The sequence below is a fragment of the Longicatena sp. genome, from assembly GCF_982403165.1.
In genome coordinates, this window is record NZ_CEVYEL010000067.1 from 1 (window position 1) to 12,439 (window position 12,439).

The window sequence follows — 12,439 nt, forward strand, 5'->3', positions numbered from 1 at the left end:
GGAATGAAATGGATATAAATAAAATATTTTTAATCTTTGTATTTCTATATACCGTCCAGTTTCCGTACTTCAAGAGGATTGATTATCGAACTTGTCGGATATGGTTTTCAGACCTTGGGCGTTCCAAAATCGGATTTCTTGAAGTCAGCGTTTGAAACCGCTTCATAGGATTTCGGGTAAATACAGTTGGGTTTTCCACAGCCCTGTTTCTTAATGTCAATCAACTCCGCATACTGTAACTCCCGCAGGGTGTTGACGGCTTTCTGCCGCCCACAGTGGAGCAAGTCCACCACCTCACAGATGGGATAGTACAGGTAAATGCGCCCGTACTCGTCCGCCCACCCATTTTTACGGGACAACTCCGCCCGCCGCAGGATAAAGGCATACAGTAGTTTAGCTTCGTTGGACAGAGGCTGGAATGTAGGTGCTTCAAAGAGGAAATTCGGGAGCCGGGTGAAGCTGAACGCCTTTTCCGGCTGATGAATATAAATCGTGCTTGTCATAGCGTATTTTATGGACGGTTAAAAACCTATTTTCCGGAGTGGGCGATACTTTATACCACCCGCCCCGGTTTAGGGCTTGCGAAGCCTTGTAAATCAAGGCTTTTTTCGCTCTTAACTGTCCACAGCAGACCTCCTTTTCCGTTCATTTTCTGTTTTCTGCCGCCTGTGAACTTTGGCGGCGCAGCCGGGGCAGTATTTAGCCCGGTTGGATTTTTGGATGAACACGCCGCCGCAGACTGTACAGCGTTTCAAGTCCCTATCCCGGTAAATCTCTGCTTCCAACGTCCCGGCAAGGGGCAAGACCGCCCACCGAAACCATTTACAGCAGACCGAGAAAGAAATCATCTGAGGGCAGGTGCAGGTGTCTCCATCGTCAAGGACAATGCAGTTGCCGTCCTCACAGTTACAGCACTCCCGCCGTTGCCGTTCTCCCCGAAAGGATTTCCGGTGTTGGTACGCTCCCCACAGCTTCGGGTCAACTTGTCCCGAAGTGATCTCTGGACAAAGTGTCCAGAAGTCGGTTCCTTGCGGTGCTTCCCCCGCCGGATATTCCTTTTCGGACGGTCATTCTGTTTTCAAGTTGCTGTCCATCGATGAACTACCCTAAGTCTACACGAAAAAAATGTAATCCCCGGAATTTTGCGAGAATTGCATTTTTGCAATTTTGCTGTATAATGGAAATCTGCGGAGGAGGTGCGTGTCTATGGCTCTACCCGGAACACCCGGACAGCGGATTTCCGATTTATGTAACGGAAACCACATCACACAAAAGGAACTTGCGGAAAAGATAGGCGTTTCTGCTTCTCAGTTGAGCCGGATTGTCAGCGGCGAAACAAGAACGGTCAGCAGTGATATTCTCATAGGCGTGGCAAAGGAATTTAAGGTATCAACGGACTACATACTGGGCTTGTCCACCGTGAGCGTCCGTAAAAGCTACGATATTTCCGAATTGGGCTTATCCGAGGGAGCCGTGAGGGGGCTTGTGACGGGCGCAGTCGATGTGCAAATCCTTAACCGCCTTTTGGAACACAAGAACTTTCCGAAGCTGATAGATTTGATACGGATTTATTTTCAGGATACGGCTGCAAAGGAGATAACAGCAAGAAACCAGCTAATCGAGATTGCAACGGCTTCTTTGTCCAACCTGATGAAAGAACACCCGGAACACCGGGCAGACGCAAGGCAGGATTTACAGCTTTTGAATGCCCAGAAGATAGGGGAACACGAAGCGGAGATTGAGAAAATCAAGAGCATGTTCCTTGCTATCCTGCGGGATATTAAGAAAGACATTGACAACGGGGAACAGCCGGGGGAAGCTGTGACCGCCGCCATGTTCCAGACTTTTCGGGACGCATTGGTAGAACAGAAACAAAAACCGATTTCCGTTGATGATGTAACAGCAATGATTGCCGGACAGATCGGACAACTTGCGCCGATGGACGAGGAGGCCGCCGACCTGTTTCAAAAGCTGGCGAAAAAGATGATTGAGCAGGCAGAGAAAGGAGGAAAATAGTGTGGCACAATCAGAAATAAAGAAAATAATCAGACAATTAAAGAAAAAAGAAATTCGGGTTTTTGATGTCCCAGAAGAATATAAGAACGATATTCAGCTTGTAACTTTTGAACGAAAAGCAGGTTTTCGCATAACAGGGAAAAGAGGATTTGACATTATTTCTAATTCTTTCTTCGTTGAAGAAACGCTAATTTATTTGGACGCAGATGGTGTGGAACAAAAAAGAGGCGTTTTTCTATCGTTTGATAATTTTGATTCTTATTTTGACTTCTTAAATGGGGATATTTATGATGATGCTTGCTATACATTTTGCCCTTTTTCGAGAATATCTATTTCTAAAAAAAATAACGCAAAAACCTTAATGGCAAGAAAAGCGTTTATCGAAGATACAATAGACGATTATTCGTTGTCATTATCAAACGAAGAAAAAAAGAATTATGAGGAAGGAAAGCTAATTCATAAATATTGTCAACAGTGGAGCAAAAAATTTAACAATTGTAGTAGCTATGATGAATTAGTAAAAGTCGTGGGAAATTATAAAAAATCTAAGATTGCTTCCATTGTTGATGTCAGCTTTTTCTTTTTTCAGTATATTTTCGCAGATGTCAAGGATAAACAACGCTTCTCTATTATTATGGAGTATATGTCCTCCGGTGCTTATCCTGAATACAAAATGATAAATGCTTTATGTTCAATATATGATTCTGACGATGTTATGCAATCATTCAATTACTCTTCAGGAGCAAAGGGGACAATATATAAGCATAAGAAGAAATTAAAAGAGTATATTCGTCTCTTGAAAGAGGGAGAGATTGATTTTTATTCAAAAGCATTTTTTGACAAGAAAACGCACTACTATTGCGAAGAAATTAAAGGATATCAAAAAGGTAATGAATATTTTCCAATCACGACAATTTGTAGATATTTTGAAACGTTTGATGAGTTTATTGATTATCGAAATAGGGATTTAACATATTGCGATTTATCAGGCGCACTTGAATGTAATGAGAATTTTTTCAGGTATATCGTTGATGAAACAACAAAGCTTCCGATTCATGCAGATATGGAAGTCACATATTCTGTAAAAAAATACTATCATGATGGGAAATTTTATGTAGTTCAGAAGTGGCTCAACAAATCTGGTAGCATACTTAAAGAATATAATCATACATTTAAGTATTTTTTTGATTTTGTTGTTTTTCTTAAAGGAAACCTATCTAATGCAGATTTGCTTTTTTGTGATGGGCTTGACAATTTAGCTCAGTGGGATTTTATTGACTTTACAGGCGCAAAAATGAAAAGCAGCTTATGTGAAAAGTTTGGCCTACAATATGATACTTATGTGATCAACTTGAACGTCATAGAATCCTTTGAGTGTATTGAAAAAAATGAATCTAAAACTGCTTTAGTTCTTCAATCTTCAAGAGATTTGGTATCAGAAGTAGCGGGGCGAGACTTATCAAATTTTGATCTGGCTTTTGATAACAAATGCCAAAGAGTTCACTATATTTCAGATCTTCATCTTATGCACAGAATACAAAATGCAGGCTGTCGTTCAAAAGAAGATATTATATATGTGATTCAAAGAATAGTTAATACTATTGCTAATGAAGCAGGAAGATTATTATTGATTGACGGTGATGTAGCATCAGATATTGGAATATTTCAGTTATTTGTAAAGATTCTTTCCAAAACATTACGTCGGAAAACACAGATTGTGTTTACGCTTGGAAATCATGAGTTATGGAGTTTTCCGGGCTTTCAAATAGAACAAATCGTTTCAAAGTATCGAACTATTTTAGAAGAATATGGTATGTATTTACTTCATAACGATCTTCTTTACAAAGAAGATTGCGGTTTACTTGCTGATCCGAACACAGGAACACACCTGATTAAATATCATGATTTGTGCCAAATGAATAAAACGCAAATTGCTGATCGCTTGCGAAGTGCAAGATATGTAATTCTCGGCGGATCGGGATTTTCGGGATATAATATGGAATTTAATGCCGATAACGGCATTTATCGAATGACTGTGGACAGGACTACTGAAATAAAAGAATCTAAAATTTTTGAAGATTTGTATAATCGTTTGCGCCCCATTCTAATAAATAAGAACACGATTATTTTAACACATACGCCTAAAAAAGATTGGTGCAGAGAAGCGGAGCCTGACAAAAACTATGTTTATGTAAGTGGACATACCCACAGGAATTTCTTCTATGATGATGGTGAGTACAGAGTCTATTCGGACAATCAAGTGGGATACCATAGTGAGGATCCTCATTTGAAAACTTTTTTAATTGATAACGATTATGACTGTTTTTCCGATTATGAGGATGGCATATTTGAGGTTACAAGTGAGCAGTACAATGACTTCTACCGAGGAAAGAATATATCCATAACATTTCAGCGAGAAGTAAATGTACTTTATATGCTGAAAAAGAAGGGGTATTACTGTTTTATTCATCAATCAAGAAATGGTAGCCTTACCATACTTAATGGCGGTGCTATGAAAAAGTTGGAAATTCCAGATATTCAGTATTATTATGATAATATGGACGCTATGATTTCTACAATAAAAACGCCGCTTGACAAGTTTACTTCATTTCAAAAACGAGTTGCAGATATAGTAAAAAGAATTGGTGGAGTAGGCACGATTCATGGGAGCATAATTGACATTGACTTTTATAATCACATATATGTAAACCCAGTTGACTTATCAATAACGGGATATTGGGCCAGTGATATAATTAACAAAATTGTATATCCGTCCATTCCTGCCTTATTGGAGAAGAACTGTCCTGCAATATTTGGCGAATATGTTAAACTTCTTAAAGGTAATAGCGAAAATCCGTTAGCATTGAAACAACAAACGAATGTTACAATATTACCGCAAATATATCTTGATACGGATATTTATAAGGCTTCAAGAGAACTAAAAAAGATGCAGAAACTTAGTTCGAATATTTTGAGTTCTTGGAATGAAGATACGCTACGTAAAAAACCTCGAATTGAACTTACATAAAAAAACTGATATTTTCTTAGTTCTATTTTGAGGAAATATTTTTCATATACGCCCTGTCTGCTGATGAAACCAGTCCTGCGCTTGCGGCTTCACGCCACGCAATCACAGTCCTGTTTTCCTGCCGCTTCAAATGCCCTTGCTCTCCTCGGCGGCAACGTTCACGGCAACGCCGACAGAGCGTATAACACACTACACTTTGCAAGCAAAGTCGTGTGCCAAAGGGCAAGCCCCTTTGGAAACCCCTGACAACAAAACAGGCGGTATGCTGCCCTCTTTGGGAGCATACCGCCGTTTGTTGTCAGCAGCCCGTTTCACATTCTGTTTTCGCCCTTTGTAAAGTTTGGCGTATCAGGATTTATGGGATTTCTGAAAGGGAAAAGTAATATTATGATCTATCAGAAATGGGGGAATATGAAATACAAATATAGGAATCGATCATTTTGGTGTAGAGGATATCATGTAGATACAGCAGGAAAGAATGACAAAGTAATTGAAGCATATATAAAAAATCAATTAAAAGAAGATGAACTAAGTGAACAATTGACACTGGATATAGAAGACCCGTTTACGGGTAATAAGAAATAGAAATGCAAATGCCAGACCGTATTGTTACGCTGGTAAGCGTAGCCTGAATCTGAGCCCCTTGGGGCGATTACGTAAAAACCACCAGCTTAGCTGGTGGAAATTTATTATAGGCTGAGTTAAGCTTACATAAACCTAGGGTTAAAGCAAATGGTGTTAATTTTACCTTGTCCATAATAGTACAATACACATCTTTACGGTTTTGCAATATTATTAAGTAACTTAAGTTTATGTCACATATTTATGAAAACGCTTAAATTTTGGTTGAAAAATAAAAAAAACGTTGTAAAATGAAGATAGATATACCTTTCTATACGATTTTAACGAATATATGAATTTACTTTTTCATAAATTATAGATGTAGTATTGTATCATCAGACAACATAGTTCCATTGATCTTCAAATGTAAAATACGACTGGGAAAGGAGGAGAACTATGGCTATTTATGATATTTTGAATGGGGTTAAAGACATTCGTGAAAGTGGTGAAGGAATTTGTACGTTTAATGGATTCCTAGAGGATTACCTTTCCATCATTGAGGCTGATGAGGGGAAGGAAGAAGTACGTGAGGTATTAGAAGCACTCTTTGAAGAGGATCATAATCTGAAAGTTGCAGTAGATTTGCACTTGAATATTAATAAAGAGGCAATTGCCAATCAGATCATTCGCTACAAAGATTCATTTAAGTTGCCGCATGGAACGATTTGTTGTCCATATGTAGTATATGGAAAATTTGATGATTATCAAAAGGCCGTAATTTTAACATTAGGAGATAAGGAAGAATATGTCATTGCTAAGGCATTGTACTATGTAATGAGTGAACCGGAAAATGAATACGAGGGAACACGAAATGAAATCATTGCGATGTCAGTGAATAAAGATACGATTGAGCGCATGATGGAAAATGTGATTGCATTCTTTATGCAGAATCAGAAAGCCGGTATCGTTCAAAGACGTCTTGACAGTAAGGTATTTGAGAACTATGATGAGATGTATGAAATGGCGAAAGAAATGGGAGCCTGGCAACAGGAACATTTACAAAAACTGTTAGAAGAAAGTAAAAACCGTGAAAAAACAATTAATGAAATCATTGCGAAATGGTTCTTATTGAAGAAATTCTCTTATGTGCAATACATGATGGATAAAAACAATTTGAACCGTGTGCATGAAGGTAATGTAAAGAAACAGCGTCAGGTGGCTAAGGAAAAATGTGATGCCATTGGTTTTGTATCTTATAGTGAATTGTGGAAAATGGTGAAGGATATGCATTAAAGAAACCTGTGAAGGTTTCTTTTACTGTTATTATGGCTATAATAATGATGGAAGGAAGGATGTCTATGAAATTTTGCAGTACATGCGGTAACGCATTAATTATGAAAAAACATGAACATGAGGGTTGCATTCCATATTGCACGACTTGTCAGAAATACATATTTCCGCAATTTAATACAGCTGTATCCCTGGTGGCATTATCACCGGATGAAAAGCAAATACTTTTGATTCAACAATATGGTGAACAGCGTAATGTTTTGGTGGCTGGCTATGTGAATCAAAAAGAAAGTGTTGAAGATGCGGTGTGCCGCGAGATGACAGAAGAGATAGGCAGAAGGGTTGTTGCGTATCGCTATTTGAAAAGTGAATATTTTGAAAAGACAAACACTTTGATGCTAAGTTTTGCAGTTCTATTAGATAGTACATCTTTGGCAGACATATCAGATTGGGAGATAGATGAGGCTAAGTGGTATTCTTTTGATGAAGCACTTAAAGCGATTGCCCCAGCATCATTAGCACAGCGCTTTTTATTGAATTTTATTCATTGTTATGAAAAAGAATCTAAGGGAAACTTTTTTAAATAGAAGAAATAATTTACGTTTTATATATATAAGGAATGTTAAGCACCATAATTTGAAAACATGTAAAGATCCAGACTCAGGAATCTGTTAGATTGGTTTTTACACCTTGTAATGCTACATCTATTATACATTCTTTGATAAAGACGGGAAGATAAGCGCCATTGGTGATTTCTGAAATTTCATCATCTAAGGGCTGCTCACATAAATACGTATAAACAGCATCTTCTTGATATTGCTTATCAGATACCTCGATATTGTGAGAACGGAAAAGATAATCCATCTTACCAATGAGATGATATGGAAAATGTAAGGTATATACGAACATTTTCTGTTTACGGGTAAGACAAGCACTTTCAAGCGCATGCGATACACTTTTTGCATACGCACGTATCAATCCGCCTGCCCCTAATTTGATACCGCCGAAATAACGTACGGTAACTGCTACGATATCTTGCATCTGATGTTTCATCAAACATTCTAACATGGGCACACCTGCTGTACCGGCAGGTTCTCCGTCATCATTACTGCGTTGTATTTCATTTTGTTCACCTATGATAAAGGCATAACAATGATGTCTGGCATTAGGGTGTTCTTTTTTTATCTTGTTAATAAAAGTCTTTGCCTCTTCTTCACTGTTACAACGATGAAGGTAACATAGGAAACGACTTTTTTTGATTTCAAATTCATCCATATGATCTTCTTTTAAACGATACATGTTATCACCTGTTTCATTATAATATAGATAAGGACAGAAAAAAAGAATCGATAGCGATTCTTTTAAAAAGTAAATGGGTACTTCTATTTAAGATATTTATAACCGTCGATTTTCATTATGAAGATCATCATCAAATAACTTATCTAAAAACCATCTTGTTCAAGAATTAAACTATTTGTCCATCGGTTGATTTGGTAGCTTTAAATTCGATAAACTTTACTTCTCCACATTCAAAATCCAATGGTAGATTGCGGAAAGAGTCCTGCGGTACATCATGTATATAAGGGTCTGAAGTAGAGAAGATTTGATGGATTTCAGCTACCGTAAAAGGCAATTCACTATATAAATTCTCAGTATGGATATGTAAATGACTGGCTGTATTAATGTTTGTATTACAAATAACCATTAATGCACGATCCTCTAAGACAAAACTATACCCAATGCCAAAATCTTTTGGGGAATCAAACCATACGGGAATACAGCTTTCTTCTTTACTAATGGCATCAAGATATGTATTACGTATTGCGCAACAACGCTCTAATAAAGAAGGTAAAACATTGAGATCCGGCGTACGATAATTAAAATAGTAAGCATCTAAGTAAGCTTGTTGACGGTAGCGGAGATCTTCTTTTGGCAGAGAAGACAAATATTTTTTATCCCCATACTCACTCAACTGCATTGGCTGTACCTCATAGCATTCTACACCATTCATCAACATCGGAATACCATTGGGTAAGAATTGATTCATAACACTTAACATAATCATCAGTTTTCTACCATTTTCCAATGAACATACCCTTCTGGCATCATAAAATTCACTAGCCGCAAACATGGGACAGGCATTGCCTTTTAAACGATATGCAAAGGTATGGAAACGGAAATCCCAAATATTGGTTTCTTCATAACCACTATTTCCACTAATGGCATCAAAGCCTTTTGCAACCCATGCGCTACTATTTTCCATGAGCGTATCTTCTGCAATCATGGCAAAATGACGGTTTCCTTTGCGCGCTGTCTTCACCAATTCCTTTTGCAGTTTTTCAGGTAATAAATATGTTTTTTCTAAATAAATACCATCAACGCCGAGTGTTTGTTGATACCATTGAATGGTTTCATTTAACATATCCCATAAACTACGCAAAGCCTTTTTTCCCGGATGCAAATCATAACGAATGCTGTCTTGCATTAGATAAGGTGCACAATTTGCAGGTAATGCGTTTTTTGGTACATGAATATGAAAATCTTCAAAGAAACGGAATACAGTACCATCTTCATCAATAGGTAAATGTGCATTGATTTGATCTGAGAACATTGGCGCAATCGTGATATGTTCTAGTTTTTCTATAGCAGCCAAATCCATATCCGTAGGCTTTGGTGCATTACGGAAGAAAGCTAGGTGTGCTTTTACATCTTCGCTGCGATAAAAATCTTTCAACGCATACGTATGCGGTATTGTGTTTTGCGGTAGCGCATTACAAATCGGCGCATGATAATTTCGCAATTCATCATTTGTCATCCAATAAAACCATTCCGGATGTTTCTGATAATATGTATTATCTCTGGCAAGCTTACCTGGACAAAATTCTAAAAGAACACGGATACCATGCATATGGCAGGCTTCAATAAATGCTAAGCATTGTTCCAGAACATTTAATTCCGGTACAAGTGGATCATGTAACGTTTCATCTATATCCGTAAAACTACGCACACATTCCTTTGCGGCATACGTATGAGGCGTCTGTGTTTTGCTTAAAGCAAATGGCTGGTGCATAAGTATGGTGTTTATACCCATGCGTTTTAAGTAGGGAATTAATAAAATACTCTTCAAAAAAGTGCCATTATCACTTAAATGATACAAATTATCATGTGGCAATGCATCATCACGATCGTGATCCCATGCCGTGGCAGTACGTACCATGAGGGAATATATACTGGACTTTTTCAGCCAGCTGCCTTTTGAAGCTTTAGCATCTTGAAAAGGAATGCTTTTTTTCACTTTTCCTTGTTCATCCATTAAGATGTGGCGCAAAGTAAAAAGATAAAAGCGGTATGGATTGACCAGAATTTCACGGCTGCGTAAGTTTTTCTTATCCGGATAGCCATACATATTCCATGCATTAGGAATCGCATAATTGTAAATGTCATCGTGGTGGAGTTTCTCTTCTTTCTCTAATGCATGATAAAGTGCTGTAACATGGTTCATTGGAAAACCCCCTTGTCTATAGTTATAGTATAGTATACAAGCAGGAAAAAGCCAAACGAATCTTTGCTTTTTTTCATACGGGAAAGCTTATATAAAGTTATCGCAAATGAAGGATACAGATGATTAAAAAGGCATATGTGAATTCGACAGAATGTGATGATAGAAGTTGTTATACTCAAAACAGGTGAGGACATGAAAAAACTAATTTTGTTAGGTATAACAGCGTTTCTTTGTGCATGTAGTAATGCTTCAAGAGAAAAGATTGAAATGACTGAAAAAGATGCGCATCTGTTGATTCAGGTGGAACATCAGGCATATGCGGATAAATTAAACGATTTATGGAATCGTAGCTATCCGAAACAAAAAGATGCTTTACATTTCGTTGTACAACCTTATTACTTTACCCAGGATATCAAACAAGATATTATCTGGACGAACGATATTGACGCAACTTTTTTAAAAGATAAGCTCATGGAGATAAAGGAAGTGTCATATACATATGATGTGCCAAATAGTTTACAGAGAAAGGAATTAAGCGATTATTATACACCTGTTATTGGGGAGGGACTGGTGTTTTGTTATCGCAAGGATATGTTAGAAAAAAATAAATTGTCGGAAGAAGATCTAGTTAGTTTTGAGCAAATGGCAGAAAGTCATGTACGTTATTATCATAATCATATGGGAGAATATGTATATCCGTTTTTCGCTAAACTACTTCCAGAGGAAACAATTCCATTTACCAATCTTTTTCCTAAAGAGCAGACAATCAAGCAGTTAAAAGCATATAAGGAAATAAATACAAAATTGGATATGCCGGATGATTTGATACAGCAAAAGGATTTTTATAATGGTGATGATTATTTATGTGGCTTACTATCGACAAAGTTTCAGTATGAAAAAAGAGGTGCCTATCAAAATGGTAATCTACATTTCATGGCGATGCCATCTTGGCAAGAAGAAACCATAGCACCGCCGTTTACGACGTTTGGATTTGCCGTAACAAAAGAGTGTAAATACCCGAATACAGCAAGACGGTTTCTAGCTATGGTACGATCGAAGAAAGGGATACAGGCATTATTAGACACTAATATGAAAGTACCTTTATTGTGTAGCGAGGATGTAAAAGATTTCGATATTTATGATCATGCTAAAAAGGAACTCATAGAGGCTGTAAATACAACACAACTATATAATCTGTCAATAATAGAAGAAAATCCGGGAATTACAATGGAAATGTTGATAAACCAAAGTGATTTTACATCAATCTTACAAAACTATATTTGTAGTAAAGATTCCGCAGCTAAAGTTTATAAGGAATTGGTAAAAAATCTAAGGACATGGAGCATAGGTAAATAATAAAAAGTGATGCAACCATCACTTTTTATAAAAATTCATTAGTTCTTATCTTGAACAGTTATATCTATTTCTTTAATCGTATAAGCACCTTCAGAACTTCCTGCAATTACTGAGAAAGTATAAAAATTTGGTACTTCTGTAGAAAACTCACAACTTTGTTTACCGTCACCACAATCAACTTCTATAGAATAACAAAGTTTTTGTGGCCACTTATAATCTTCAACGTGTTTGAATTTAACCTTTTTATCGCTTTGCATTTCATAAACATCCAAGTATTCGTTAATATCAAAATCACTATCTTTTTTAAGTGTTTTTGGTCCGGAATATTTAACAATTGCTTTTATGCGTTCTTCATAAGGCTTGGAGTCAGAATCTTTACTCTTTTGCGTGCAAGCAGTTAGATTACAAAGAAACATAAGAAGGAGCAAAGAAAGTAACACAATTTTCTTTTTATTCATACAAGATCCCTCTCTTTTTGCTATAAATGATAGCAGTTATCTTTTTAATACATGTATGAAACAGAGTTACTGTCTTTTCTAAAGCAGTATCTCAAAGATGATAAACCCGGTAATGATACCTAAAACGAATATACCGATATAATATCCAATATTTTTCTTTTCCATGTTGATCTCTTTTGTTTGATCTAATTATCTTATAGACAATAATAATTTAATTAGATTTTGTTC

Annotated in this window: 10 protein-coding genes and 1 pseudogene; 6 read left to right on the top strand and 5 right to left on the bottom strand. The window is 36.9% G+C overall.

The genetic code is table 11. The features are described from left to right. Nucleotides 1–107 precede the first annotated feature (107 nt). Both AC1VS3_RS11390 and AC1VS3_RS11395 read right to left on the bottom strand, forming a co-directional pair. A complete protein-coding gene (locus tag AC1VS3_RS11390) occupies nucleotides 108–503 on the bottom strand; it encodes a replication initiator protein A (protein ID WP_017144525.1) in 396 nt (131 codons plus the stop codon). Between the two features lie 111 nt (nucleotides 504–614). Then, complete coding sequence (locus AC1VS3_RS11395) at nucleotides 615–998, bottom strand: cysteine-rich VLP domain-containing protein (protein ID WP_081484665.1); 384 nt, start codon at nucleotides 996–998, stop codon at nucleotides 615–617. Nucleotides 999–1,206: 208 nt separating this feature from the next. On the opposite strand from AC1VS3_RS11395, the gene AC1VS3_RS11400 reads away from it, so the two are divergent. The 5 genes and pseudogenes from AC1VS3_RS11400 to AC1VS3_RS11420 all read left to right on the top strand — a co-directional run bounded on the left by AC1VS3_RS11400 (nucleotide 1,207) and on the right by AC1VS3_RS11420 (nucleotide 7,482). Then, a complete protein-coding gene (locus AC1VS3_RS11400; protein ID WP_008691058.1) occupies nucleotides 1,207–2,016 on the top strand; it encodes a helix-turn-helix domain-containing protein in 810 nt (269 codons plus the stop codon). 1 nt (nucleotide 2,017) lies between these two features. Next, nucleotides 2,018–5,044: a metallophosphoesterase gene (locus tag AC1VS3_RS11405; RefSeq protein WP_008691059.1), complete on the top strand. Its 3,027-nt coding sequence runs from the start codon at nucleotides 2,018–2,020 to the stop codon at nucleotides 5,042–5,044. Nucleotides 5,045–5,356: 312 nt separating this feature from the next. After that, nucleotides 5,357–5,629, top strand: a pseudogene (locus AC1VS3_RS11410) (transposase); the annotation flags it as partial. A gap of 432 nt (nucleotides 5,630–6,061) precedes the next feature. Continuing rightward, nucleotides 6,062–6,898: a hypothetical protein gene (locus tag AC1VS3_RS11415; protein ID WP_008691061.1), complete on the top strand. Its 837-nt coding sequence runs from the start codon at nucleotides 6,062–6,064 to the stop codon at nucleotides 6,896–6,898. A 65-nt stretch (nucleotides 6,899–6,963) separates the two neighbouring features. After that, a complete protein-coding gene (locus AC1VS3_RS11420; RefSeq protein WP_008691063.1) occupies nucleotides 6,964–7,482 on the top strand; it encodes an NAD(+) diphosphatase in 519 nt (172 codons plus the stop codon). Nucleotides 7,483–7,555: 73 nt separating this feature from the next. On the opposite strand, the gene AC1VS3_RS11425 is transcribed toward AC1VS3_RS11420, so the two are convergent. After that, nucleotides 7,556–8,194 carry a YigZ family protein gene (locus AC1VS3_RS11425; RefSeq protein ID WP_008691064.1) on the bottom strand — a complete coding sequence of 213 codons (639 nt, stop codon included), beginning with the start codon at nucleotides 8,192–8,194 and terminating at the stop codon, nucleotides 7,556–7,558. Between the two features lie 166 nt (nucleotides 8,195–8,360). Next, complete coding sequence (locus tag AC1VS3_RS11430; RefSeq protein ID WP_008691065.1) at nucleotides 8,361–10,397, bottom strand: alpha-amylase family protein; 2,037 nt, start codon at nucleotides 10,395–10,397, stop codon at nucleotides 8,361–8,363. 192 nt (nucleotides 10,398–10,589) lie between these two features. Between AC1VS3_RS11430 and AC1VS3_RS11435 the strand changes: the two genes are divergently transcribed. Next, nucleotides 10,590–11,753, top strand: coding sequence for an extracellular solute-binding protein (locus AC1VS3_RS11435; RefSeq protein WP_017144527.1), 1,164 nt, complete (start codon nucleotides 10,590–10,592; stop codon nucleotides 11,751–11,753). Nucleotides 11,754–11,791: 38 nt separating this feature from the next. Here AC1VS3_RS11435 and AC1VS3_RS11440 read toward each other — a convergent pair whose 3' ends face one another. After that, on the bottom strand, nucleotides 11,792–12,211 hold the full coding sequence (locus AC1VS3_RS11440) for a hypothetical protein (RefSeq protein WP_008691067.1): 420 nt from the start codon (nucleotides 12,209–12,211) through the stop codon (nucleotides 11,792–11,794). Nucleotides 12,212–12,439 lie beyond the last annotated feature (228 nt).

Bases quoted from the DNA above. Each gene is read 5' to 3' on its own strand.
- AC1VS3_RS11390 (WP_017144525.1), bottom strand. From the start codon at position 503: ATGACAAGCACGATTTATATTCATCAGCCGGAAAAGGCGTTCAGCTTC.
- AC1VS3_RS11400 (WP_008691058.1), top strand. From the start codon at position 1,207: ATGGCTCTACCCGGAACACCCGGACAGCGGATTTCCGATTTATGTAAC.
- AC1VS3_RS11415 (WP_008691061.1), top strand. From the start codon at position 6,062: ATGGCTATTTATGATATTTTGAATGGGGTTAAAGACATTCGTGAAAGT.
- AC1VS3_RS11420 (WP_008691063.1), top strand. From the start codon at position 6,964: ATGAAATTTTGCAGTACATGCGGTAACGCATTAATTATGAAAAAACAT.
- AC1VS3_RS11425 (WP_008691064.1), bottom strand. From the start codon at position 8,194: ATGTATCGTTTAAAAGAAGATCATATGGATGAATTTGAAATCAAAAAA.
- AC1VS3_RS11430 (WP_008691065.1), bottom strand. From the start codon at position 10,397: ATGAACCATGTTACAGCACTTTATCATGCATTAGAGAAAGAAGAGAAA.
- AC1VS3_RS11435 (WP_017144527.1), top strand. From the start codon at position 10,590: ATGAAAAAACTAATTTTGTTAGGTATAACAGCGTTTCTTTGTGCATGT.
- AC1VS3_RS11440 (WP_008691067.1), bottom strand. From the start codon at position 12,211: ATGAATAAAAAGAAAATTGTGTTACTTTCTTTGCTCCTTCTTATGTTT.